Below are 23,315 nucleotides of genomic sequence, written 5' to 3' on the forward strand. Positions count from 1 at the left end.
ATACCAGTTATGACCTCTGTACTTGTCGTTTACTTATAACAACAACGTAAGGTTATTGCGCTATGCAAACACAAATCAAAGTTCGTGGATATCATCTTGATGTTTATCAACATGTTAATAATGCCCGCTATCTGGAGTTTCTGGAAGAGGCCCGTTGGGATGGGCTGGAAAACAGCGACAGCTTTCAGTGGATGACGGCCCGCAATATTGCTTTTGTGGTGGTAAACATCAACATAAATTACCGTCGCCCGGCGGTATTGAGCGATCTACTGACCGTGACCAGCCAGGTACAACAGCTTAACGGTAAAAGCGGCGTATTAAGCCAGACGATTACGCTGGAGCCAGAAGGGCAGGTGGTGGCCGATGCGCTCATCACGTTTGTTTGTATTGATTTAAAAACGCAAAAAGCGCTGCCGCTGGAAGGCGAATTGCGTGAAAAGCTGGAACAGATGGTGCAATAACGCCTCGCTGTCTGATGGCGTTGAACTGATCCGACCTGGCGATATTGACCATGGTGAATATCGCCAGGCCGGATAAGGTGCATGCGCCGCCATCCGGCAAAACAATCACCTTAACCCGGTTTTTTGCTTCATTGCCGCCATCACCGCCGCTTTATTCGACAGATAATGATTCAGGCCGTTAGCGCGCAGATTACAGGCCGCGCAATGACCACAGCCATCGCCTTTAATGCCGTTATAGCAGGTCAGCGTCTCTTCGCGAACCAAATCCAGTTGGCCCCAATAATCGGCCAGCGCCCAGGTTTCAGCTTTATCAATCCACATTAAGGGCGTTTCGAAACGGATATCTTTCGCCATGCCCAGATTCACCGCGTGATTCAGCGCTTTGACGAACTCATCGCGACAGTCTGGATAGCCGGAAAAATCGGTCTCGCAAACGCCGGTGATCACCGCTTCGGCTTTGACCTGATAAGCGTAAATCGCCGCCAGCGTCAGAAAGAGAATATTGCGTCCCGGTACGAAAGTATTGGGGATACCGTCAGCGTTTGGTTCATAGTCCGGCACCGGAATGCTATCCCGCGTCAGGCTGCTGACCGCCAGTTCGTTCAGCAAAGTGACATCCAGCACTTTATGCGCGCGTGCGCCAAGTTTTAACGCCAGCGCGCGCGCGACATCAATCTCTGCGCGGTGGCGCTGACCATAATCAAACGTGACACAATGCACTTCATCATACTGATGCCGCGCTTGCGCCAGACAAGTGGTGGAGTCCTGACCTCCACTAAATACAACAACGGCGCGTTTCATAGTTATCCTGATCAATGACGAAAACCAATATGGTAACGCGTACGGATAATCCCGACCAGCTTCTTCACGGCGAAGGCGGCGGAAGCCAGGCTTCGCTAAATTCAAACCAGCCGCGAGGGGTGAGTCGAACGCCGTTAACGCCCGGTGGGGCGCTGATGCGATAGTGATAATTAAACAGCGGCGTAAGTGTGGCGTCATCCATCAGGTTGGCAAAAACTTGTTGTAGCGCGGCGCGGCGATCTTTTTCATTGGGCTGAATTTGCAGAGCGTCAAGCGTAGCCTGCAGATGGGAAAACGCAGGCGCGTCCAGGACATGTGACCAGATCTGATCGCAACGTAGCCACTGCTCCAGCGTATATTCCGGCGCTTCGCCGATCAGCCTGTCGCCCATCATCAGATCCGCTTGCGCCAACGCAGGGCAGTTATCCCAGTTTTTGGCATTATGAAAAATCAATGTTAACTCACAGCCGAGCGTCGCCAGGTAATGTCGAAGCTGTTCCGCCATCGTATGCAGCTCTACGGGAAGGTGGTACGCCAGGGTAAGTTTTTTCGGCAATGGCGTTTCATCAACGTCCTGCCATTGCGGGATTGTCCAGCCGGGTAGCAGCCCCTGACTTGGCATAATCAAGTTCTCATCTACCGGCAAGGTTTTCAGCAGCGAAGTATGATGGATAATATGTATCAGACGCCGCGCCTGCTGTACGTTGAGCCGTGAGCCCTTTTTGAGGGTTAAATAGCAAAAACCCAGACTAATACCACTACTTACCTGACTCAGCGTCGCCAGCTCTTCCGGTTTGCCGATGGCAATCTGCACCGGATGGCGGCAACTGGTGCCCAGATCCTGGGCAAACAGTTGCGGGGTGATCCAGAATTCAATCGCTTTCAGCAGCGGATGGCTGAGGTGATAATGGTCATGACTTTCCAGACGCACCAGTTCCGGCGTGAACAATGCCAGGCGAAAAGGACCGGTGCCGATAAGCGGCAGGTCAGGATGCGCCAGACCGCTACAATAGCTCGCCAGACGATGCGCCAGCCAGTGATCAGGTCGGTGAAGGAGAAAGGTCAGGCACTGAGGATGCGTTACTTCGATCCGTGCGACGCTAATAAACAATTTGCTTAGCGCGGGTAGGGTAAGCAGCCTTTCCAGGCGTTCGTGTAGCTGCGCGGTATCCACCGCATCGCCATTATGCCAGTGCAGCGTGGAGCGAATATAAAAATCCCAGCGTAAACCGTCGGCGGAAATCTTCCAGTGATGCGCCAAATCCCCGCAAGGATATTGACTGTCGCGGTCGAAGCGCGTTAACCCGGAAAAAACTTGCCCTGCGAGATGCTGTTCCGCGCGTCCTGGCAGAAAACCCGGCTGCAGCGGATCAAGCGGACGATAGTAGGGAATACGCAATGTCGGCGTATCGTTTTGCCATTGGCCGCCCATAAAAGGCTGGAGCATCGCCCGTAACTCGCCCGGCGCCAGCTGCGCCAGTTCCAGTACGTTGAGCTGCTGCCCTTTTTCCAGCGCCTGTTCCATCATGGCGGTGCGGAGCGATTCCGGCGTGACCAGAAACTGGAGCCGTCCACGTTTCCCGCGCCCGGACTGCGCCTCCCATCTTAGCCAACCCGCCTGCTGGGCCTGACGCAGCAGCGTTCGCAGATGGCGCTCGCTACAAAAACAGCGTTCGGCCAGTTCGCTAACGGTGACATGTTGCGTTTCCCCGGCGGAAGGCTGCCAGAGGCGTTGATATTGATTAAGCCGATTCAGTAGCCTCATAGAAACCCGGAACACTTCCTTTTATCTGTTCACTATTACTTCCGTATATCTCAGGTAATACTGAACAACAAGTTAACCGCGTCACAGTGTGGAGAAAGAGATGGCCCGTCTGGCAGCATTTGATATGGATGGCACGTTATTAATGCCCGATCACCATTTGGGTAGAGAAACGATCGCCACGCTGGCGCGTCTGCGCGAACGCGATATCACTCTGACATTCGCTACGGGTCGTCATGTGCTGGAAATGCGGCATATTCTGGGGACGCTTTCACTGGATGCTTATCTTATTACCGGTAACGGGACGCGAATTCACTCGCTGGAAGGCGACGTGCTGCATCGTCAGGATCTCGATCCTCAGGTTGCCGATACGGTGATGCATCATGCCTGGGATACCCGAGCCAGTATGCATGTGTTTAATGACAACGGCTGGTTTACAGGCCAGGAGATCCCCGCGCTACTCCAGGCGCACGTCTACAGCGGCTTTCGTTATCAGGTTATCGATATAAAAAGCATTCCGGCCCATCAGGTGACGAAGATCTGTTTTTGCGGCGATCATGACGATCTGATCCGTTTGCGCATTCAGCTCAATGAGGCGCTGGAAGAACGCGCGCACCTCTGTTTCTCTGCCGTCGACTGCCTGGAAGTGCTACCGCTGGGGTGCAATAAAGGATCGGCGCTGGCGGTATTGAGCAATCATTTAGGGCTTTCACTGGCAGATTGCATGGCGTTTGGCGACGCGATGAACGATCGGGAAATGCTGGGCAGCGTCGGGCGGGGGCTCATTATGGGCAATGCCATGCCGCAGCTTATCGCCGCGCTGCCACACCTTTCGGTTATCGGACATTGTGGTAATCAAGCGGTATCACACTTTTTGACGCATTGGCTGGACAATCCGCATCTACCTTATTCCCCCGAATGAGAGATCTCTCCCAGCAAGCCAGACATTCAGTCTGGCTTTTTTTTGGTGTCTAGTCGCCGGTAAGTAATTTTGCGATGGCCGCTGACCACGGCGTCAAATCGCCGATATGGTCGCTAACCCAGGCCGGATGGTAATAGGTATCCAGATAGCGATCGCCGCTATCGCACAATAACGTCACGATAGCGCCGGTTTCTCCAGCCTCACGCATCCGGGCCGCAAGCTGCAGCGCTCCCCACATATTCGTGCCGGTAGAGGCGCCGACTTTACGGCCCAGCTGCGTTTCCAGCCAGTGTGCGGTGGCAACGCTGGCGGCGTCCGGCACGCGCAGCATCTCATCCACGACATCCGGAATAAAAGAAGGCTCTACTCGCGGACGACCAATTCCTTCAATTTTACTGCCCACCGGGCTGCGTAATGAAGCGTCGCGATCCTGCCAGTAAGGTAAAAAGACGGAATTTTCCGGATCCACCACCATGAGCTGAGTATCATAGCCCTGGCAGCGAATATAGCGCCCAATCGTCGCAGAGGTTCCGCCCGTTCCGGCGCTCATGACGATAAATCGCGGTACCGGATGGGGTTCGTTGCGCATCTGGCGGAAAATACTGTCGGCAATATTATTGTTGCCCCGCCAGTCGGTAGCTCGTTCTGCGTAGGTAAACTGGTCCATATAGTGACCGTTCAGTTCATGCGCCAGCCGCTCGGAGGCGGCATAAATTTCGCAGGCGCTCTCCACAAAATGACAGTGGCCGCCGTAAAATTGAATCTGTTCGATTTTACGTTTTGCGGTACAGGCGGGCATGACGGCGATGAACGGCAGTCCCAGTAAACGCGCGAACCAGGCTTCGGAAATCGCCGTTGAGCCTGATGACGCTTCAATAATCGGAGTGCCTTCTTTAATCCAGCCATTGCACAGCCCATAAAGGAACAGCGAGCGCGCCAGACGATGCTTGAGGCTACCGGTGGGATGCGTGCTTTCGTCTTTCAGGTAAAGCTGGATACCCGGAAATGCCGACAGGGGCAAACGAATAAGATGCGTATCCGCCGAGCGCTGGTGGTCAGCGTTAATTTCATTAATGGCATTTTTAACCCAATTGCTACTCATCATTAATATCCATTTATCATTTTGTGCCAAGAGTAGCGAAAAGTACGGAAAAAATTGTTGCTATTTGACCTTTAAATTACAATGTAAGGAGAAAAATATTCTCTATGGGGTGGGTATGTTAGATAAAATTGACCGTAAACTGCTTTGCTTATTGCAGCAGGACTGTACCCTCTCTTTGCAGGCGCTGGCGGATGCCGTTAATCTGACGACAACACCTTGCTGGAAGCGGCTTAAACGCCTGGAAGATGACGGTATCCTGCTTGGCAGGGTCGCGCTGCTGGACCCGGAAAAACTGGGGCTGGGATTAACCGCTTTTGTGTTGATAAAAACGCAGCACCACAGCAGTGAATGGTACTGTCGGTTCGTGACCGTCGTCTCTGAGATGCCGGAAGTGCTTGGCTTCTGGCGGATGGCGGGGGAATACGACTATCTGATGCGAGTTCAGGTGGCCGACATGAAGCGGTATGACGACTTCTATAAACGTCTGGTCAATAGCGTCCCAGGACTGTCAGACGTCACCTCCAGTTTTGCGATGGAACAGATTAAGTACACCACCTCTCTGCCCATTGAATAATTCTCCCGGTATTGCCGGAAATCATATCAGGAAATAACGCGTGCGATTATTTGCTCAATTAAGCTGGTACTTTCGCCGGGAATGGCGTCGCTATCTTGGCGCGGTGGCCCTGCTTATGCTTATTGCGATGCTTCAGCTAATCCCGCCCAAAGTGGTGGGGATTGTCGTGGATGGCGTAACCGCACAGCATTTTACTCCAGGCCGAATAGCGATGTGGATTGGCACCATTGCCCTGATCGCCGTAGTGGTCTATTTGTTGCGCTATGTCTGGCGCGTGCTGCTATTTGGCGCTTCTTATCAATTAGCCGTCGAACTGCGTGAAGATTATTATCGCCAGCTGAGTCGTCAGCATCCTGAATTTTATCAGCGCCATCGGACGGGCGATCTTATCGCGCGTGCGACGAATGATGTGGATCGCGTCGTATTTGCGGCGGGCGAGGGCGTTCTGACGCTGGTTGACTCGCTGGTAATGGGCTGCGCGGTACTGATTGTCATGTCGACGCAAATTAGCTGGCAGCTAACGCTATTAGCGCTGTTGCCGATGCCGATTATGGCGCTGATGATCAAACGTTACGGCGATCGGCTGCATGACTATTTCAAACTGGCGCAGGCCGCCTTCTCCAGCCTGAACGACCGCACGCAGGAGAGTCTGACCAGCATCCGCATGATCAAAGCGTTTGGTCTGGAGGACCGCCAGTCTTCGCTGTTTGCGGCGGATGCCGAAGATACCGGCAAGAAAAATATGCGCGTGGCGCGTATTGACGCGCGTTTTGATCCAACCATTTACATCGCCATTGGCATGGCGAACCTGCTCGCGATTAGCGGCGGAAGCTGGATGGTGGTTAACGGCAGCCTGACGCTGGGCGAACTCACCAGCTTTATGATGTATCTGGGGTTGATGATTTGGCCGATGCTGGCGCTGGCCTGGATGTTTAATATCGTGGAGCGGGGGAGCGCCGCTTACAGCCGCATCCGCGCCATGCTGGCGGAAGCGCCGGTAGTTAAGGATGGTGAAGAGCCGGTCCCGGCGGGGCGCGGCGAACTGACGGCGGCCATTCGTGAGTTTTGCTATCCGCAAACGACGCATCCGGCGCTGGAGAATGTGAACTTTCGCCTTAAACCGGGTCAGATGCTGGGGATATGCGGTCCGACCGGCGCGGGGAAAAGCACAATCTTGTCGCTTATCCAGCGCCATTTTGATGTGACGCAGGGAGAAATCCGATTCCATGACATGCCGTTGACGCATCTGCAACTGGATAGCTGGCGTAGCCGACTGGCGGTCGTCAGCCAGACGCCGTTTTTGTTCTCGGACTCTATTGCCAATAATATTGCGCTCGGACGCCCGGAGGCGACCCAGGAAGAGATTGAACAGGTGGCGCGTTTAGCCAGCGTACATGAGGATATTCTCCGTTTGCCTCAGGGCTACGACACGCAGGTAGGTGAACGTGGCGTCATGTTATCGGGAGGGCAAAAACAGCGTATCTCGATTGCCAGAGCGCTGCTGTTGAATGCGGAAATTCTGCTTCTTGATGATGCGCTCTCAGCAGTAGATGGTCGCACGGAGCATCAGATTTTGCATAATTTGCGCCAGTGGGGCGAAGGGCGTACGGTCATCATCAGCGCGCATCGTTTATCCGCGCTGACCGACGCCAATGAAATTATCGTTATGCAACATGGTCATGTTGTTCAGCGCGGCGATCACGATCAACTGGCGCAGCAGATTGGCTGGTATCGCGATATGTATCGCTATCAGCAACTGGAGGCCGCTCTGGATGACGCGCCGGAACGCGGCGAGGAGGCGGTGAATGCGTAGTTTTGGACAGCTATGGCCGACGCTGAAACGGTTGCTGGCGTATGGCTCGCCATGGCGAAAACCGCTCTCTGTCGCGGTGATGATGCTGTGGATTGCGGCAGCGGCGGAGGTTAGCGGTCCGCTGCTGATCAGCTATTTCATTGATAACATGGTGGCCCGCCACCATTTACCGTTGGGCAAGGTCGCGGGGCTGGCGGCCGCCTATGTGGGGCTACAGTTTCTGGCGGCGGGTCTGCATTACGCCCAGTCTTTATTATTTAACCGGGCGGCCGTTGGCGTGGTTCAGTCCTTGCGCACGGACGTCATGGATGCCGCCTTGCGCCAGCCGCTAAGCGCCTTCGACACGCAGCCTGTCGGACAATTAATTTCACGTGTGACCAACGATACGGAAGTCATCCGCGATCTGTACGTCACGGTCGTCGCGACGGTATTACGTAGCGCGGCGTTGATCGGCGCCATGCTGGTCGCTATGTTCAGCCTTGACTGGCGGATGGCGCTGGTGGCGATTTTGATTTTTCCGGCGGTATTGACCGTGATGATCATTTATCAGCGCTACAGCACGCCGATTGTACGCCGCGTGCGGGCATATCTGGCGGATATTAACGACGGCTTTAACGAAATCATCAACGGGATGAGCGTAATCCAGCAGTTTCGCCAGCAGGCGCGCTTCGGCGAACGCATGGGCGAGGCCAGCCGCTCGCACTACATGGCGCGGATGCAGACGCTACGCTTAGACGGCTTTTTATTGCGTCCGCTGCTTAGCCTCTTTTCCGCGCTCATTTTGTGTGGTTTGTTAATGCTTTTCAGCTTTACGTCTGCCGGCACGATTGAGGTCGGGGTGCTGTATGCGTTCATTAGCTATTTGTCACGTCTGAACGAGCCGCTCATTGAACTGACCACCCAGCAATCCATGCTACAGCAGGCGGTTGTGGCGGGAGAGCGTGTTTTTGAACTGATGGATCGCCCGCGCCAGCGCTATGGCAGCGACGACAGGCCGTTACAAAGCGGGGCGATTGATATTGATCATCTGTCGTTTGCTTATCGCGACGATAATCTTGTTTTACAGGACATTACGCTATCAGTACCGTCCCGTAGCTTTGTGGCGCTGGTGGGGCACACCGGCAGCGGGAAGAGCACGCTCGCCAGCTTATTAATGGGGTATTACCCCCTGACACAAGGCGAAATTCGGCTGGATGGGCGAGAAATCGCCTCTCTTAATCATCGCGTTTTACGCCAGGGCGTGGCGATGGTTCAACAGGACCCGGTAGTGATGGCGGATACCTTTCTGGCTAATGTGACGCTGGGGCGCGATGTCTCCGAGGCGCAGGTGTGGCAGGCGCTGGAAACGGTACAACTGGCAGACCTGGCGCGCGGCCTGAGCGACGGGCTGCATACGCATCTCGGCGAGCAGGGAAATACGCTGTCCGTCGGGCAAAAACAGCTACTGGCGCTGGCGCGCGTGCTGGTTGACGCCCCGCAAATATTAATTCTTGATGAAGCGACGGCCAGCATCGATTCCGGCACTGAGCAGGCGATACAGCAGGCGCTGGCGGCGATTCGCGAGCGCACCACGCTGGTGGTTATTGCCCATCGGCTATCGACAATCGTGGAGGCGGATACCATTCTGGTTCTCCATCGCGGCCAGGCGGTGGAGCGCGGGACGCATCAACAATTGCTGGCGGCGCAAGGGCGCTACTGGCAAATGTATCAATTACAGCTAGTTGGCGAGGAGTTAGCCGCCAGCGTACACGAAGAACCCGGCCCTGCGGCGTAAGGTTTTGCGCCACAGGGCAAAACCTCGCCCATCATGCACCGTCGTGGTGCGTTTTTCTTTCCCTGCTTCAATGTTGGGGCGCGTCAATATAAAGACGCGCCGCTAACCGCGCCTTTCCTCGCTCGCCAGCTTCTGGCACATCCTTTGCAATATCCATTCTGAAGAGTCCATGCGCGGCGGCAGCCGTTACCTAATTCTGACTGGAGGGTTCTATGAAGCTGGTTACCGTGATTATCAAACCGTTCAAGCTGGAGGACGTGCGGGAGGCGCTTTCTTCCATTGGCATTCAGGGACTGACCGTCACCGAAGTGAAAGGGTTTGGCCGTCAGAAAGGACACGCCGAACTGTATCGCGGCGCGGAGTACAGCGTGAATTTCCTGCCGAAGGTCAAAATTGATGTGGCTATCGCCGACGACCAACTGGAAGAGGTGATCGATATCATCAGTAAAGCGGCTTACACCGGAAAAATTGGCGACGGCAAAATTTTCGTCGCGGAGCTCATGCGCGTTATTCGGATTCGTACCGGCGAAGCTGACGAAGCAGCGCTGTAAGACCCGCCACACAGCAACAGGAAATGAAAAAATGAAGATAGCGATGATAAAAACCACACTGGCTTCACTGGCGCTGCTGCCTGGGCTAACGATAGCCGCGCCGGCGGTTGCCGATAAAGCGGATAGTGCTTTTATGATGATTTGTACCGCGCTGGTGCTGTTCATGACGATACCGGGTATCGCGCTGTTTTACGGCGGATTAATTCGCGCTAAGAACGTGCTGTCAATGTTAACGCAAGTGACCGTCACCTTTGCGCTGGTCTGTATTTTATGGGTGGTGTACGGCTATTCGCTGGCTTTTGGCGAAGGGAATCATTTCTTCGGTAATACCGATGGGGCGATGTTGAAGAATATCGCGTTGACGGCGGTAACGGGTACGATTTATCAGTATATTCATGTCGCGTTTCAGGGATCTTTCGCCTGTATTACCGTCGGGCTGATTGTCGGCGCGCTGGCGGAGCGTATTCGTTTTTCGGCGGTACTGATTTTTGTCGTGGTGTGGTTCACGCTCTCTTATATCCCGATTGCGCACATGGTGTGGGGCGGCGGCCTGCTGGCTGCTCACGGCGCGCTGGATTTTGCCGGTGGTACGGTGGTGCATATTAACGCCGCAATCGCCGGGCTGGTGGGGGCTTATTTAATTGGCAAACGCGTCGGCTTTGGGAAAGAAGCATTTAAACCCCATAACCTGCCGATGGTCTTTACCGGTACTGCGATTCTGTATATCGGCTGGTTTGGATTTAACGCGGGTTCTGCTGGTAGCGCAAACGAGATAGCAGCGCTGGCCTTTGTAAACACCGTGGTGGCGACCGCCGCCGCGATTCTGGGGTGGATTATCGGCGAGTGGACGCTACGCGGTAAGCCTTCCCTGCTGGGGGCGTGTTCCGGCGCGATTGCCGGTCTGGTCGGCGTGACGCCAGCCTGTGGCTATGTTGGCGTTGGCGGCGCGCTGGTTATCGGCGTTATTGCGGGTCTGGCGGGATTGTGGGGAGTCACCATGCTTAAACGTCTGTTACGGGTAGATGATCCGTGCGACGTATTTGGCGTTCACGGCGTTTGCGGAATAGTCGGCTGTATCCTGACCGGCGTTTTTGCCGCCAGTTCGCTGGGCGGCGTTGGCTTTGTCGACGGCGTTACGATGGGACATCAGGTGATGGTACAGCTGGAAAGTATTGCTATTACGGTCGTCTGGTCCGGCGTTGTCGCGTTTGTTGGTTACAAACTGGCGGATATCCTTGTTGGACTGCGTGTACCGGAAGAGCAGGAGCGCGAGGGGCTGGATGTGAACAGTCACGGCGAGAATGCGTATAACGCGTGATTGCGCAACATGCCTGATGGCGCTGCGCTTATCCAGTTTACCGTAGGCCGGATAAGCGCAGCGTCATCAGGCCATTAACGCCGCATAGCGGCATGTTTTTTAATTGTGATTGCGCATTACCCCTTCCTGCACGGTTGAAGCGACCAACGCGCCATCCTGAGTATAAAACTCGCCGCGAACAAAGCCCCGGGCGCTGGAGGCGGAAGTGCTCTCCACGCTATAAAGTAGCCATTCATTAAAATTGAACGGACGATGGAACCACATAGAGTGATCGATAGTGGCGATCTGAATGCCCTTTTCCAGAAAACCGATGCCGTGAGGCTGAAGCGCGACGGGAAGGAAATTCAGATCCGAGGCGTATCCCAGTAAATATTGATGGACGCGAATGTCATCCGGAACGGTGCCGTTGGCGCGAATCCATACCTGACGCACAGGCGCGGCGACGTGACCTTTCAACGGATTGTGAAATTCGACGGGACGAATTTCCAGCGGGCGATCGCAGAGAAACTTTTCTTTCAGAATCGGCGGCAGTAAATGCGCCAGCGATTGCGCGATTTCCGTTTCTGACGGTAGTCCTTCCGGCCCGACTGCCGTCGGCATGGTTTTTTGATGTTCAAAACCCGGTTCCGGCGCCTGGAATGAGGCGGTCATATAAAAGATGGGTTTCCCGTTCTGAATAGCGGCAACGCGGCGGGCGCTGAAGCTGTTCCCATCGCGCAGCACTTCTACGTCATAGATAATGGGTTTTTGGCTGTCGCCTGGCCGCAGAAAATAACTGTGGAATGAATGCACCAGTCGCGCTTCCGGCACCGTTTCTTTGGCGGCATAGAGCGCCTGGCCCACCACCTGACCGCCAAATACTTGGCGCAGCCCTAAGTCTTCACTTTGGCCCCGAAAGAGTCCTTCTTCAATTTTTTCCAGATTCAATAATGTCAGCAAATTATTCAGTGTCTGACTCATACATACTCTCCAGGTGACAACGATGCCGAAGCGAGGTAGGGCAGAGTATAACGCAATTTTGCAAGTGGTCCGATGGGTACAAAAGTCTGAATAACAGACCAATTCCAGGCAAAAATGAGTGACATGTGCCACACTTAATCACGTTATGTTTCTGTTAACCACTCTTCCGGCGGGGGGAAAGGCCTGCTGGTGCATTGATGATAAGGAGAATTGAATGAAACTCGTGCACATCGTAAGTGGTTTAGCGGTTGCGATATCTCTGGCGGCCTGCGCTGATAAAAGCGCTGATATCCAGACGCCTGCGCCAAACCCTAACATGTCGATTACAGCTAACCAGTCTACTATTCAGCAACCCAATGTTTCCGGTACCGTCTGGATCCGCCAGAAGGTCGCTCTGCCGCCAGATGCGGTGCTGACCGTGACGCTTTCAGATGCTTCGCTGGCTGATGCGCCGTCTAAGGTGCTGTCGCAAAAAGCGGTACGTACCGAAGGTAAACAGGCGCCTTTCAGTTTTGTGTTGCCGTTTAACCCATCAGATATTCAACCTAACGCGCGTATTCTCCTGAGCGCGGCCATCACCGTTGACAATAAGCTGGTATTTATTACCGATAGCGTGAAACCGGTGATTAACAATGGCGGCACTAAAGCGGATCTGACGCTGGTACCGGTACAGCAAACGGCGGTGCCTGTGCAGGCCAGCGGTGGTGCGACGACGACGGTTCCATCGACTTCGCCGACCCAGGTCAATCCGTCTTCTGCCGTTCCTGCGCCTACCCAGTATTAATCCTGCGCCAACCCTCTCCGTTACGGAGAGGGTTAATATACCCAGCGATAGCGTTGTAAATCGATTTGTCCGCTTCCCGACACCACCACGCCTTCCGCCAGTAATGCCTGACGTTGCCGCTGTAGATCCGGCCCGGTAAGTGATATTGCGCCGTGGCGGTTCACCACCCGATGCCATGGTAAAGTGCTGCCTTCCGGCAGACGTTTTAACACTCCGCCGACCTGACGCGCCGCCCGAGGGGAACCGGCAAGCCGGGCGACATCACCGTAGGTCGTGACAAATCCTTCCGGGATCGAGGCGACGATTTGCCAGACGCGTTGAGGAAAAGTGTCCTGAATATCCATAATAGAATCCTGCGTTAATGCTTCAGGATAATCTGGAATAAGGGGGGAGGAAAGCCCGGATGCGCAAGAAACCAGCATCCGATGCCTGATGGGTTGCAATTGCACGATATAGCAGTGATAATGCGCCTGCGCGTTGGTTCACAACGCTCTCAATGGGGGCTCTGTTGGTTCTCCCGCAACGCTACTCTGTTTACCAGGTCAGGTCCGGAAGGAAGCAGCCAAGGCAGATGACGCGTGTGCCGGGATGTAGCTGGCAGGGCCCCCACCCATTTGTGCCTCTCCACACTGTTTTTTTCTGCTGTGCGACGTTATAGCCGCTGTTCCGCCCAAAGAATAAATGCCGTAGCGGGTAGGGGCTTACTGTATAACCAGCCCTGACCATAATGTACGCCATGCTGGCGTAGCCACTGTTCTTGCCTGGTCGTTTCGATGCCTTCTGCGACCATCTTAAGTTTGAGCGTTTTCGCCATTTCAATAATATGCGGCGTGACGTTTTTATATTCCAGCGCATCGACAAAAGATTTATCAATTTTAAGGACATCTACATCCAGATTTTGTAAGTAGCTGAGGCTGGAATAGCCGGTGCCAAAGTCATCAATATAAATTGAATGTCCCGCGTTACGGTATCTGGCGACAATTGGCGCGCTGGTTTTCGGATCGGCGAACTCGCGTTCTGTTAATTCAAGCGCGATTTGCGACGGAGAAATTTGGCTACGGTTCAGCAGCGTGCTTAACAGCGCCGGCAGCGTTTCTGACGCCAGATCGGATGCCTCAAGATTGATTGAAATATGTTGTTCGGGATGGGACTTTAACCAACTCCCCATGTCTTCAAAAACGGTTTCGATGATTAGCCGGGTTAGCGGCTCCGTGAGCCCGGTTTGTTCAGCCAGCGCGATAAAAATTTCCGGCGAAAGGAAGGTGCCGTCCGCCTGTTGCCAGCGAGCTAAAGCTTCGGCACCGACAATTTTTCCGCTGCTCAGGGAGACAATAGGCTGATAGTGTACGTTAATTTCGCGATTGTCTATCGCATCCTGGAGACGGTGGCGGGGCGACTGTAGCCGACGCAAAATACGCAGAATAAAGGCCGCAGCCAGCAGACCCGTTACGATGCCCGCCGGTAGCCAGATAAATGCCTGTCGATACCAGCTCCTTTCCAGCGGAGCGGTCGGTGCCCAGCTTACGATAGTAATGCCCATTTCCGGAAAGGGGTGAATAGCATACTGAATGCCTCGGTTTTCCAGCCGCAGGGGCGTCTCATGGTGAATGAGCGGAAGAATAGCGAGGTCAAGGTTACCGCTGCTGGCAACCACAGTATTGCGTTCCCGGCCAATAATAGCGACGTCAATCGGCCATGCGCCAAACGGAATCACATCGATAAAGGACGCCGGGTCGATCATCACGATATAGCTGTCGCTCCCGAGTGCCGCCATATAGCGTTTTATACCCAGATCGTTTTGCGCCGTAAACCAGGCGCGATAACCGTCGCGAGTGATTTTCATGGGCGGAGGGAAAGCGGGAATATGGCTCTCTTTTTCAAGTGAGGAGCAAACGGGAATCGAATTTTTAAGATACAGAACTTCCTGGACATACCGAAAGCTATAAGACACGCGGCGCATGGCGAGTAAATGGGCGCTGCTGCAGGGCTCGCCTTTAAAGGAGGCAATATGCGTTAACGCGGCTTTTGCCTGGTCACTGACCCTTTCTGTACGTAGCGCCACCCGGGACGAGAAGATATCCAGCTCTTCGTTAAACCTTTTTTCAACTTGACGGTGCGCCAGCCACAGACTCAATCCTATCGGGAAAAGGACAGACAGGATAAGCACTCCCGTTACCAGGCTGACCAGATGTCGTGTTGTCACAGTGATGTCCTTATAAACACAGCGTAGAGAAAGTATATCCGATCGTAAATCGCGCCCTCGAATGATAAAGCTATTTTATCGATTTTACAGATATAGGGGCCAGACTAACGCGTTACGCCACATTGCTTTTGCCGCCAGGAAGAGATCGTGAATGTTTACCGGTTGAAAAAGGAGCGTTGATAGCGTATTTTATTGTTATGTTATAACATAATTGAGAGGGCGCAATGAAACCTGATATTCATCCTGTATACCGCACCGTCGTATTTCACGACACCAGCGCAAATGAATATGTGAAAGTGGGATCAACTATCAAAACTGAACGTGAAATCGAACTGGACGGCGTGACATATCCGTATGTCACTATTGATGTGTCATCAAAATCGCATCCTTTTTATACCGGTAGACAGAAAACGTTTGATAGCGAAAGTAGCGCCGCACGCTTCCAGAAACGTTTTGGTCATTTTATCGGCGCTAAAAGGGGTAAATGAAATGCAGGTGTTAAACTCACTTCGCAATGCAAAACAACGGCATCCGGATTGCCAGATAGTCAAACGCAAAGGACGCTTATACGTGATTTGTAAAACAAATCCGCGTTTTAAGGCGGTTCAGGGGCGTAAAAAAAGACGTTAAAAAACCAACAGTTCAGGGAAAGCAGTGCGTACCAGGGAGGGTGCGCACTTTTTTATTACCGGCTGGCTTCTGCGCGGGCCAGCGTAAAAATATCGTAGAAGGAAAGTTCGCCCTTACGGGCAACCATTTTTTGCAGCTGGACTTTATGTTCATTATCCACCTGTGGAGACTGAAGAATCGTCTCAATGAGCGTGGGGGGAACAAAGCGGGTGTTGTACCATTCGCCGTTGTAACAGACCCGGAGGTCCAGCACATCGATGTCGTTATAGTGATAACGCGGGGCGATGTCGAAAAAGAAGAAGCCATTAAATGCGATAAATAACACCACTAACAGCCACACTGACCCCACCAGCGTTTCTGATTGCAGCATGACCGCCAGCGTCGCAAACCAGGCCGCATACATCGCGATAAATAACCCAGGATGCTTGCGGATAAAACTGATACTAAAACGCGGCCTGTTATCGCGTTTTTCACGGACGTTTAAGTCATCAATAGTTTCGCTAAGCAGGCGCTGTATCTCTGTCATCTTTTGCCTTCATGATTTCTGCGACATAGGAGGTAATAACAGCCCATTTTAAAGGGAGGTGTAACGTGAAAAAAGTAACAGATTAGCCCCGAATTAGCATAACAGTTATCATTTTGGCTACAATTTTTTAATGATTCGCGCCGGGTTTCCGCCTACCACGACGTCTGGCGGTACGTTTTTTGTCACCACAGCGCCTGAAGCGACGACGACGTTATCGCCGATGGTTACGCCAGGATTAACGACGGCTCGTCCGCCTATCCAGACGTTATTTCCAATAGTGACGGGTTTACCGAATTCTCTGCCGCTGTTGCGTTCGACGGCGTCCAGCGGGTGCGTGGCGGTATAGATATGTACCCCTGGCGCGAGCATACAATTATCGCCAATATGAATTGGGCAAACATCAAGCATGACGCAGTCGAAGTTAGCGTAAAAGGAGTGACCAAGAAAAATATTATAGCCGTAGTCGCAACGAAAGGAAGGTTCAATATAGGCGTCTTCGCATCGACCCAACAGGTCGCGTAAAATCGCCTGACGCTTATTTATTTCATCAGGCGTAGTATAATTGTATTGATGGATGAGTTGACGCGCCCGCAGTCGATCCTGGCATAAAGTTTCATCGGTCGGGCAATACAGTGCCCCAGCGATCATTTTTTGTTTTTCGTCACTCATCGCGCGCTCCCCTTGGTGGATATTATCGCAATAGAAGCAATAATAAAGTATTAGAGGGAACGTTCCCTGCTATTGGTATGTGATCTATATCACTGTTTTATAATAGCCCGTTGTGTTATTAGCCAGAACGAGGAGGCAGATAACACCTGCGTGTTCTCTAAAAAGTAATGTAGCGTGATTAACGAATGAATTTCCATACTGAAGAGGGGATCTTGTCGTAGAGTTTGTTCATTGTCAATTCTGCAAGACGGTGATCCGCAGCTGAGTAAAATACAGCCAGCTCATTGTCGGACAATTCATATTTATTTTTCTCAATGACGCGCTCCAGAGTGTCAATTGTCTGACAGCGCCGTAAACGCATCAAATAATCAGTTTTAGTTAATGGTTTATCAGACATAAATTCTACCTATGATTGTAATAATTTTTAACAAGACAAACTAACAGGATTAGCCCTGGTGGCGTTGACGAAACAACGGAACAGGCGGTTGCCCGATTTACGCCATTTTTGCAAATCCTGCGTATTAATACCATAGCTGCTGAACAACATAAAGGTGTCGTCCAGGTATTCATCTATCTGCGCAATCAATTTATTGTCTTCATTGTACTTAATTTTATAATTAAGAGCGAAAGTTGCAATATGTTCTATCAGCTCATTGAGCTGCAGGTTGACTGCTGAGGTCGGGTCATTAACCCAGCCATGGTTGCTTTCTTCAAGGTTTGCAAGACAGTCATGATACAGGGTTTCGCAAAGAAATTTAAGCTGTGCTATATCATGTCTTTTGGGTGAGTATTCGTCCATAATGCATCCCCTTTTTAGTGGCTTAAACTAACCGAACACCTTCGGGATGGATACAACTAACTAACCTGGTACTTCCCACGTCACCTTATGATTTAACTATAATCTACTCTAAAAAACTTTTCATCGTCATATTACGAAAAATTACAATTGCGTGAAAGCCGCGTGTTGCCATACTTTTTCGAATTTTAACAGTGATCGTCGGTCGCCTAAAAAGGAACCAGTTTTATTGTTTGTGTAATCATTGGGTTAACGTTTTTTAGCTTTTCAGGCTAAAACAATAGACTCTGACAGGAGAAAATAGCCAGGAATATTCTTAATATTTCTTAATTAATGGCTGAATTAAGAAATGGCCAACTTTCCTAAGAAAAGCCTTTAACGCAGTAAGGATTATACCTTTTATTAATATGGCAAAAAATAATCAATCTAACAATAAGCGTATTTTATGATTTTTGCGTAAAAAAGGCCGCTTGCGCGGCCTTATCTACAGTGAGCAAATCAGCGATGTTCTGTCGAATGACTATGCTCAATATCTTCGCTTTTACGGCTAAAGCGGCGGCGTACCACCACAAAGAAGACCGGTACGAAGAAAATAGCCAGTACGGTTGCCGTTACCATCCCGCCCAGTACGCCAGTACCTACCGCATTCTGCGCGCCGGAACCCGCGCCGGAACTGATAACCAGCGGCATAACCCCCAGCATGAACGCTAACGAGGTCATCAAAATCGGGCGCAAACGCATCCGGACAGCCTCCAGCGTCGCTTCTACCAGACCTTTCCCTTCTTTATCCATTAAGTCTTTGGCGAATTCGACGATAAGTATCGCGTTCTTCGCCGACAACCCAATGGTTGTGAGCAGGCCCACCTGGAAGTAAACGTCGTTAGTCAGTCCGCGGAAGGTCGCGGCCAGCAGCGCGCCGATAACCCCAAGCGGAACAACCAGCATTACGGAGAACGGGATAGACCAGCTCTCATACAATGCCGCCAGACACAGGAAGACGACGATCAGCGAGATAGCATACAGGGCAGGGGCCTGGTTGCCGGACAACCGTTCCTGGTAGGACATCCCGGTCCAGTCATACCCAATGCCTGACGGCAGCTTGCTGGCCAGTTCTTCCATCATCGCCATCGCTTCACCGGTACTCTTGCCTGGCGCCGCCTGACCCAGAATTTCCATCGAAGGCAGACCGTTATAGCGTTCCAGACGCGGCGAACCATATTCCCAGCGGGAAGAGGAGAATGCGGAGAACGGCACCATCTGACCATCGCTACCACGAACGTACCAGTCGTTAATATCATCCGGCAACATGCGGTATTTCGCTTCGGACATCACGTAAACTTTCTTCACACGACCGCGATCGATAAAGTCGTTTACATAGCTGCCGCCCCATGCTGCGCCCAGCGTGGTATTAATGTCGCTAATAGACACGCCCAGCGCCTGAGCTTTTTCCTGGTCGATATCGATTTTAAACTGCGGCGTATCTTCCAGACCGTTAGGTCGAACGCCGACCAGCAGATCAGGATATTTCGCCACCTCGCCGAACAACTGATTACGTGCCTGGGTCAGTTTTTCATGACCAAGTCCCGCCTGGTCAATCAACTCGAAGTCAAACCCGGTTGCGGTGCCCAGTTCAACAATCGCCGGCAGGTTAAAGGCGAAGACCATCGCATCTTTAATTTGTGAAAACGCTGCGGTTGCCCGCTGGGTAATCGCTTCAACCTTGTTTTTTTCGCCTGGACGATCGGCCCAGTCTTTCAACGACACGAATGCAATACCGGTATTCTGACCGCGCCCTGCAAAACCGAAGCCGTTGACGGCGAATACCGATTCAACGTTGGCTTTCTCTTTGTTCAGATAGTAATCCGTGACCTCATCCAGCACTTTTTGCGTGCGCTCTTGCGTCGCGCCGGCGGGGAGCTGGACCATTGTCAGGAATACGCCCTGGTCTTCATCCGGCAAGAAAGAGCTTGGCAGACGAACGAACAGATAAGCCATACCGACGACGATAATGAGATAGAGCAGCAGATAACGCCCGGTGCTGCGCAGAATATTGCCTACGCTATCGGTGTAGTGATGCGTGCTCTTATCAAACAGGCGGTTAAACCAGCCGAAAAAGCCTTTTTTCCCTTCGCCATGATCGCCTTTGGCGACGGGTTTGAGCATCGTCGCGCACAGCGCGGGCGTCAGGATCAGCGCGACCAGCACCGACAGCGCCATCGCCGATACGATGGTGATAGAGAACTGACGATAAATTGCCCCGGTTGAGCCGCCAAAGAAGGCCATCGGAATAAATACCGCCGACAGTACCATCGCGATACCCACCAATGCGCCCTGAATCTGGCCCATGGATTTGCGCGTCGCTTCCTTCGGCGGAAGGCCTTCTTCCGTCATAACACGTTCGACGTTCTCGACCACCACGATGGCGTCATCCACCAGCAAGCCGATGGCGAGCACCATCCCGAACATCGTCAGCGTGTTTATCGAGAAACCGAATGCCGCAAGCACGGCAAAGGTTCCCAACAACACCACCGGAACCGCAATAGTCGGAATCAACGTCGCGCGGAAGTTCTGCAGGAACAGGTACATCACCAGGAACACGAGGATAATCGCTTCGACCAGCGTTTTTACCACTTCATGAATAGAGATCTTCACGAACGGCGTGGTGTCATACGGGTAGACGATTTTCATCCCTGGCGGGAAGAACGGTTCCATTTTTTTCAGTTCGGCGCGAATAGCGGTAGCGGTATCCAGCGCGTTGGCGCCGGTAGCCAGTTTGATGCCAAGACCTGACGCTGGCTGACCGTTAAATTTCGCGATGACGTCGTAGTTTTCGCCGCCAAGCTCAATTTTCGCTACATCCCGCAGACGAACCTGAGAGCCATCCTGATTCACCTTCAGCAGGATTTTGCCAAACTCATCCGTTGAGGTCAGACGCGTTTGGGCAATAATCGATGCGTTAAGCTGCTGGCCTTTTACCGGCGGCGTACCACCGAGCTGACCTGCCGCGACCTGGGCGTTCTGCGCTTTGATCGCGTTAATCACGTCGACCGGCGTCAGTTGGTATTTGGTCAGCTCTGTCGGATTCATCCAGATACGCATCGCATACTGCGAACCAAACAGCTGGACGTCGCCCACCCCAGAGGTACGGCTGATCGGATCTTTCATATTGGCGGCAACGTAATCCGAAATATCCTCCTGGGTCATGGTGCCGTCGGTGTTAATGACGCCCACTACCATCAGGAAGCTACTTGAGGACTTCTCAACGCTTACGCCCTGTTGCTGTACTTCCTGGGGAAGTAACGGCATTGCCAGTTGCAACTTGTTCTGAACCTGAACCTGCGCGATGTCCGCATCGGTACCGGATTCAAAGGTCAGCGTGATCTGCACGGTCCCCGTGGAGTCACTGTTGGAGGACATATACATCAGGTTATCGATACCGTTCATGTTCTGTTCGATAACCTGCGTGACGGTATCCTGTACCGTTTTCGCATCAGCGCCAGGGTAGGTTGCGGAGATCGTCACTGCTGGTGGCGCAATCGTCGGATATTGCGCTACCGGCAATTTGAGGATCGCGAGCCCCCCTGCCAACATGATGATGATGGCGATCACCCACGCAAATATAGGGCGATCGATAAAGAAATTAGGCATGTCTTAACGGCTCCTGTTTAAGTTAAGACCTGGGCTGAGCAGGTTGATCACCGCTTGCGGCTTGCTGTTTGTTATCCGCGGTAATTTCCTGCACTTTAACCTGTGCGCCAGGACGTACTTTTTGCAGCCCGCTGACGACTACGCGGTCGCCCGCTTTCAACCCGTCAGTCACCAGCCACTTATCGCCGATCGCCTGGCTTGCGACGATTTGGCGGGTTTCCACTTTGTTATCAGCGCCAACCACCAGCACCGTGGCATCGCCGCGTGGAGTACGGGTAACGCCCTGTTGTGGAACCAGTAATGCCGTTGGTTTTGTCCCTTCCTGCAGACGTGCGCGAACGAACATTCCTGGCAATAAGGTGTGATCCGGGTTAGGGAAGATGGCGCGCAAAGTAATAGATCCGGTGGTTTGGTCAACGGTCACGTCGGAGAACTCAAGCGTACCGGATTGCGGGAATTTGATACCGTCGCTGGTCACCAGATCGACCTTCGCTTTGCCGTTTTCCTGCTTCAGCGAACCATTTGCCAGCTCCTGCTTCAGGCGCAGGAAATCATTGCTGGACTGGGTCACATCGACATAAATAGGGTCCAGCTGCTGCACTGTCGCCAGCGCCGACGCCTGACCGTTCTGTACCAGCGCGCCTTCCGTTACGGATGACTTACCAATACGACCGCTAATCGGTGAGGTGACTTTGGTATACGCCAGGTTGATACGTGCGGTTTCAACGGCGGCTTTTGCTGCGACAACGGCGGCAGTCGCTTGTTGCGCGTCAGCCAGCGCCTGATCGTATTCCTGCTTACTGATGTACTGCGTACCCAGCAGCTTTTGATAACGCTTCACCGTCAGTTCAGCGATATTCGCGGCGGCCTGCGCTTTTGCCAGATCGCCCTTAGCGCTGTCGTAAGTCGCCTGGTAGGTCGCAGGATCAATCTGATAGAGAGAGACTCCCGCTTCGATATCACTTCCCTCAACGAAATTACGCTTCAGGATAATGCCGCTTACCTGCGGGCGAACTTCGGCGATACGGTAAGCAACGGTACGACCCGGAAGTTCAGTTGTGATTTGCAGTGGTTCCGTTTTTAGTGTGACAACTCCAACTTCTGGCATCTGCTGGCCGCCTTGCTGGTCCTGTTTGTCGTCACATCCTGTTAGCGCTAAGCTGCCTGAGAGCATCAGAACGACCGCCAGAGGCGTTAACCCTCTGTTTTTGTTCATATGTAAACCTCGAGTGTCCGATTTCAAATTGGTCAATGGTCAAAGGTCCTTAAACCCATTGCTGCGTTTATATTATCGTCGTGCTATGGTACATACATCCATAAATGTATGTAAATCTAACGCCTGTAAATTCACCGACATATGGCACGAAAAACCAAACAACAAGCGCTGGAGACACGACAACACATCCTGGATGTGGCCCTGCGTTTGTTCTCGCAGCAAGGCGTATCAGCAACCTCGCTGGCGGAGATTGCGAACGCTGCTGGCGTGACGCGCGGCGCAATCTATTGGCATTTCAAAAATAAGTCGGATTTATTCAGTGAGATCTGGGAGCTATCAGAATCCAATATTGGTGAGCTTGAGATTGAGTATCAGGCAAAATTCCCCGACGATCCACTATCTGTATTAAGAGAAATTTTAGTCCATATTCTTGAAGCTACTGTAACAGAAGAACGACGCCGCTTATTGATGGAGATTATATTCCATAAATGTGAGTTTGTCGGAGAAATGGTTGTGGTTCAACAGGCGCAACGTAGCCTTTGTCTGGAAAGTTACGATCGGATTGAACAAACGTTAAAACATTGTATTAATGCTAAAATGCTGCCTGAAAATCTGCTGACCCGTCGTGCGGCGATACTGATGCGCAGCTTTATTTCAGGGCTCATGGAAAACTGGTTATTTGCTCCGCAATCGTTTGATTTAAAAAAAGAAGCTCGCGCCTACGTCACGATCCTGCTGGAGATGTATCAATTGTGTCCGACGCTGCGCGCGTCGACGGTCAACGGCTCCCCCTGATAATATTCCA

General features: G+C 52.5%; 23 protein-coding genes and 1 other RNA gene. 12 read left to right on the top strand and 12 right to left on the bottom strand.

The window, feature by feature from the left end:
• The first annotated feature begins 62 nt into the window (after positions 1-62).
• Complete coding sequence (gene fadM / locus NA624_RS12810) at positions 63-461, top strand: long-chain acyl-CoA thioesterase FadM (RefSeq protein WP_001194543.1); 399 nt, start codon at positions 63-65, stop codon at positions 459-461.
• A 105-nt stretch (positions 462-566) separates the two neighbouring features.
• Here the strand turns inward: fadM and queC are convergent, their stop codons facing one another.
• Together queC and NA624_RS12820 are read right to left on the bottom strand one after the other, a co-directional pair.
• A complete protein-coding gene (gene queC, locus NA624_RS12815) occupies positions 567-1,262 on the bottom strand; it encodes a 7-cyano-7-deazaguanine synthase QueC (protein WP_000817201.1) in 696 nt (231 codons plus the stop codon).
• 64 nt (positions 1,263-1,326) lie between these two features.
• Complete coding sequence (locus tag NA624_RS12820) at positions 1,327-3,027, bottom strand: SgrR family transcriptional regulator (RefSeq protein ID WP_001238171.1); 1,701 nt, start codon at positions 3,025-3,027, stop codon at positions 1,327-1,329.
• A gap of 100 nt (positions 3,028-3,127) precedes the next feature.
• Here NA624_RS12820 and cof point away from each other — a divergent pair, with 100 nt between their 5' ends.
• Complete coding sequence (cof, locus tag NA624_RS12825) at positions 3,128-3,946, top strand: HMP-PP phosphatase (protein WP_000113030.1); 819 nt, start codon at positions 3,128-3,130, stop codon at positions 3,944-3,946.
• Between the two features lie 49 nt (positions 3,947-3,995).
• Here the strand turns inward: cof and cdsH are convergent, their stop codons facing one another.
• Complete coding sequence (cdsH, locus tag NA624_RS12830; protein WP_000987849.1) at positions 3,996-5,051, bottom strand: cysteine desulfhydrase; 1,056 nt, start codon at positions 5,049-5,051, stop codon at positions 3,996-3,998.
• A 112-nt stretch (positions 5,052-5,163) separates the two neighbouring features.
• Here cdsH and decR point away from each other — a divergent pair, with 112 nt between their 5' ends.
• From decR to amtB, 5 genes are all read left to right on the top strand, one after another.
• Positions 5,164-5,622, top strand: coding sequence for a DNA-binding transcriptional regulator DecR (gene decR / locus NA624_RS12835; RefSeq protein WP_000884593.1), 459 nt, complete (start codon positions 5,164-5,166; stop codon positions 5,620-5,622).
• Positions 5,623-5,662: 40 nt separating this feature from the next.
• Positions 5,663-7,435 carry a SmdA family multidrug ABC transporter permease/ATP-binding protein gene (locus NA624_RS12840; protein WP_001235560.1) on the top strand — a complete coding sequence of 591 codons (1,773 nt, stop codon included), beginning with the start codon at positions 5,663-5,665 and terminating at the stop codon, positions 7,433-7,435.
• Positions 7,428-9,209, top strand: a complete 1,782-nt coding sequence (locus NA624_RS12845; RefSeq protein ID WP_001256070.1) for a SmdB family multidrug efflux ABC transporter permease/ATP-binding protein — start codon at positions 7,428-7,430, stop codon at positions 9,207-9,209. The genes NA624_RS12840 and NA624_RS12845 overlap by 8 nt, the downstream gene beginning before the upstream one ends.
• Before the next feature lie 212 nt (positions 9,210-9,421).
• Complete coding sequence (gene glnK, locus NA624_RS12850) at positions 9,422-9,760, top strand: P-II family nitrogen regulator (protein ID WP_000780341.1); 339 nt, start codon at positions 9,422-9,424, stop codon at positions 9,758-9,760.
• Positions 9,761-9,791: 31 nt separating this feature from the next.
• Entirely contained in the window at positions 9,792-11,078 is a 1,287-nt protein-coding gene (amtB, locus tag NA624_RS12855; RefSeq protein ID WP_000684917.1) for an ammonium transporter AmtB, read from the top strand.
• 99 nt (positions 11,079-11,177) lie between these two features.
• On the opposite strand, the gene tesB is transcribed toward amtB, so the two are convergent.
• Positions 11,178-12,038 carry an acyl-CoA thioesterase II gene (gene tesB, locus NA624_RS12860; protein ID WP_000084176.1) on the bottom strand — a complete coding sequence of 287 codons (861 nt, stop codon included), beginning with the start codon at positions 12,036-12,038 and terminating at the stop codon, positions 11,178-11,180.
• 214 nt (positions 12,039-12,252) lie between these two features.
• Between tesB and NA624_RS12865 the strand changes: the two genes are divergently transcribed.
• The gene (locus NA624_RS12865) at positions 12,253-12,822 is read left to right on the top strand and encodes a YbaY family lipoprotein (RefSeq protein ID WP_000779802.1); all 570 of its coding nucleotides are present in this window, start codon (positions 12,253-12,255) and stop codon (positions 12,820-12,822) included.
• Between the two features lie 32 nt (positions 12,823-12,854).
• Here NA624_RS12865 and NA624_RS12870 read toward each other — a convergent pair whose 3' ends face one another.
• A complete protein-coding gene (locus tag NA624_RS12870) occupies positions 12,855-13,244 on the bottom strand; it encodes an MGMT family protein (RefSeq protein ID WP_000961285.1) in 390 nt (129 codons plus the stop codon).
• An 84-nt stretch (positions 13,245-13,328) separates the two neighbouring features.
• On the opposite strand from NA624_RS12870, the gene ffs reads away from it, so the two are divergent.
• Positions 13,329-13,425, top strand: an RNA gene (gene ffs, locus NA624_RS12875) — signal recognition particle sRNA small type.
• A 49-nt stretch (positions 13,426-13,474) separates the two neighbouring features.
• Here ffs and NA624_RS12880 read toward each other — a convergent pair.
• Positions 13,475-15,025: an EAL domain-containing protein gene (locus NA624_RS12880; protein ID WP_000213135.1), complete on the bottom strand. Its 1,551-nt coding sequence runs from the start codon at positions 15,023-15,025 to the stop codon at positions 13,475-13,477.
• 224 nt (positions 15,026-15,249) lie between these two features.
• On the opposite strand from NA624_RS12880, the gene NA624_RS12885 reads away from it, so the two are divergent.
• Complete coding sequence (locus NA624_RS12885; protein WP_000801416.1) at positions 15,250-15,513, top strand: type B 50S ribosomal protein L31; 264 nt, start codon at positions 15,250-15,252, stop codon at positions 15,511-15,513.
• 1 nt (position 15,514) lies between these two features.
• Positions 15,515-15,655, top strand: a complete 141-nt coding sequence (gene ykgO / locus NA624_RS12890) for a type B 50S ribosomal protein L36 (RefSeq protein ID WP_001197749.1) — start codon at positions 15,515-15,517, stop codon at positions 15,653-15,655.
• A 55-nt stretch (positions 15,656-15,710) separates the two neighbouring features.
• Here the strand turns inward: ykgO and NA624_RS12895 are convergent, their stop codons facing one another.
• From NA624_RS12895 to acrA, 6 genes are all read right to left on the bottom strand, one after another.
• A complete protein-coding gene (locus tag NA624_RS12895) occupies positions 15,711-16,181 on the bottom strand; it encodes a YlaC family protein (RefSeq protein WP_000136183.1) in 471 nt (156 codons plus the stop codon).
• Between the two features lie 117 nt (positions 16,182-16,298).
• Positions 16,299-16,850, bottom strand: coding sequence for a maltose O-acetyltransferase (maa, locus tag NA624_RS12900; protein ID WP_001278791.1), 552 nt, complete (start codon positions 16,848-16,850; stop codon positions 16,299-16,301).
• 178 nt (positions 16,851-17,028) lie between these two features.
• Positions 17,029-17,247 (bottom strand): HHA domain-containing protein, encoded by a 219-nt coding sequence (locus NA624_RS12905; RefSeq protein WP_001280991.1) that lies wholly within the window; start codon positions 17,245-17,247, stop codon positions 17,029-17,031.
• 27 nt (positions 17,248-17,274) lie between these two features.
• A complete protein-coding gene (gene tomB, locus NA624_RS12910) occupies positions 17,275-17,649 on the bottom strand; it encodes an Hha toxicity modulator TomB (RefSeq protein ID WP_000344807.1) in 375 nt (124 codons plus the stop codon).
• A gap of 495 nt (positions 17,650-18,144) precedes the next feature.
• Positions 18,145-21,294, bottom strand: coding sequence for an efflux RND transporter permease AcrB (gene acrB / locus NA624_RS12915; RefSeq protein WP_001132508.1), 3,150 nt, complete (start codon positions 21,292-21,294; stop codon positions 18,145-18,147).
• A gap of 22 nt (positions 21,295-21,316) precedes the next feature.
• Positions 21,317-22,510, bottom strand: coding sequence for a multidrug efflux RND transporter periplasmic adaptor subunit AcrA (gene acrA / locus NA624_RS12920; protein ID WP_001039202.1), 1,194 nt, complete (start codon positions 22,508-22,510; stop codon positions 21,317-21,319).
• 141 nt (positions 22,511-22,651) lie between these two features.
• Between acrA and acrR the strand changes: the two genes are divergently transcribed.
• Positions 22,652-23,305, top strand: coding sequence for a multidrug efflux transporter transcriptional repressor AcrR (gene acrR, locus NA624_RS12925; RefSeq protein ID WP_000101755.1), 654 nt, complete (start codon positions 22,652-22,654; stop codon positions 23,303-23,305).
• Positions 23,306-23,315: the final 10 nt, after the last annotated feature.

Source organism: Salmonella sp. NW38, from assembly GCF_051807745.1.
In the GTDB taxonomy this organism is placed as follows: Bacteria; Pseudomonadota; Gammaproteobacteria; order Enterobacterales; family Enterobacteriaceae; genus Salmonella; species Salmonella enterica.

Coding starts and splice junctions, on each gene's coding strand:
- fadM (WP_001194543.1), top strand. CDS start 63: ATGCAAACACAAATCAAAGTTCGTGGATATCATCTTGATGTTTATCAA.
- queC (WP_000817201.1), bottom strand. CDS start 1,262: ATGAAACGCGCCGTTGTTGTATTTAGTGGAGGTCAGGACTCCACCACT.
- NA624_RS12820 (WP_001238171.1), bottom strand. CDS start 3,027: ATGAGGCTACTGAATCGGCTTAATCAATATCAACGCCTCTGGCAGCCT.
- cof (WP_000113030.1), top strand. CDS start 3,128: ATGGCCCGTCTGGCAGCATTTGATATGGATGGCACGTTATTAATGCCC.
- cdsH (WP_000987849.1), bottom strand. CDS start 5,051: ATGATGAGTAGCAATTGGGTTAAAAATGCCATTAATGAAATTAACGCT.
- decR (WP_000884593.1), top strand. CDS start 5,164: ATGTTAGATAAAATTGACCGTAAACTGCTTTGCTTATTGCAGCAGGAC.
- NA624_RS12845 (WP_001256070.1), top strand. CDS start 7,428: ATGCGTAGTTTTGGACAGCTATGGCCGACGCTGAAACGGTTGCTGGCG.
- glnK (WP_000780341.1), top strand. CDS start 9,422: ATGAAGCTGGTTACCGTGATTATCAAACCGTTCAAGCTGGAGGACGTG.
- amtB (WP_000684917.1), top strand. CDS start 9,792: ATGAAGATAGCGATGATAAAAACCACACTGGCTTCACTGGCGCTGCTG.
- tesB (WP_000084176.1), bottom strand. CDS start 12,038: ATGAGTCAGACACTGAATAATTTGCTGACATTATTGAATCTGGAAAAA.
- NA624_RS12865 (WP_000779802.1), top strand. CDS start 12,253: ATGAAACTCGTGCACATCGTAAGTGGTTTAGCGGTTGCGATATCTCTG.
- NA624_RS12870 (WP_000961285.1), bottom strand. CDS start 13,244: ATGCTGGTTTCTTGCGCATCCGGGCTTTCCTCCCCCCTTATTCCAGAT.
- NA624_RS12885 (WP_000801416.1), top strand. CDS start 15,250: ATGAAACCTGATATTCATCCTGTATACCGCACCGTCGTATTTCACGAC.
- ykgO (WP_001197749.1), top strand. CDS start 15,515: ATGCAGGTGTTAAACTCACTTCGCAATGCAAAACAACGGCATCCGGAT.
- NA624_RS12895 (WP_000136183.1), bottom strand. CDS start 16,181: ATGACAGAGATACAGCGCCTGCTTAGCGAAACTATTGATGACTTAAAC.
- maa (WP_001278791.1), bottom strand. CDS start 16,850: ATGAGTGACGAAAAACAAAAAATGATCGCTGGGGCACTGTATTGCCCG.
- NA624_RS12905 (WP_001280991.1), bottom strand. CDS start 17,247: ATGTCTGATAAACCATTAACTAAAACTGATTATTTGATGCGTTTACGG.
- tomB (WP_000344807.1), bottom strand. CDS start 17,649: ATGGACGAATACTCACCCAAAAGACATGATATAGCACAGCTTAAATTT.
- acrB (WP_001132508.1), bottom strand. CDS start 21,294: ATGCCTAATTTCTTTATCGATCGCCCTATATTTGCGTGGGTGATCGCC.
- acrA (WP_001039202.1), bottom strand. CDS start 22,510: ATGAACAAAAACAGAGGGTTAACGCCTCTGGCGGTCGTTCTGATGCTC.
- acrR (WP_000101755.1), top strand. CDS start 22,652: ATGGCACGAAAAACCAAACAACAAGCGCTGGAGACACGACAACACATC.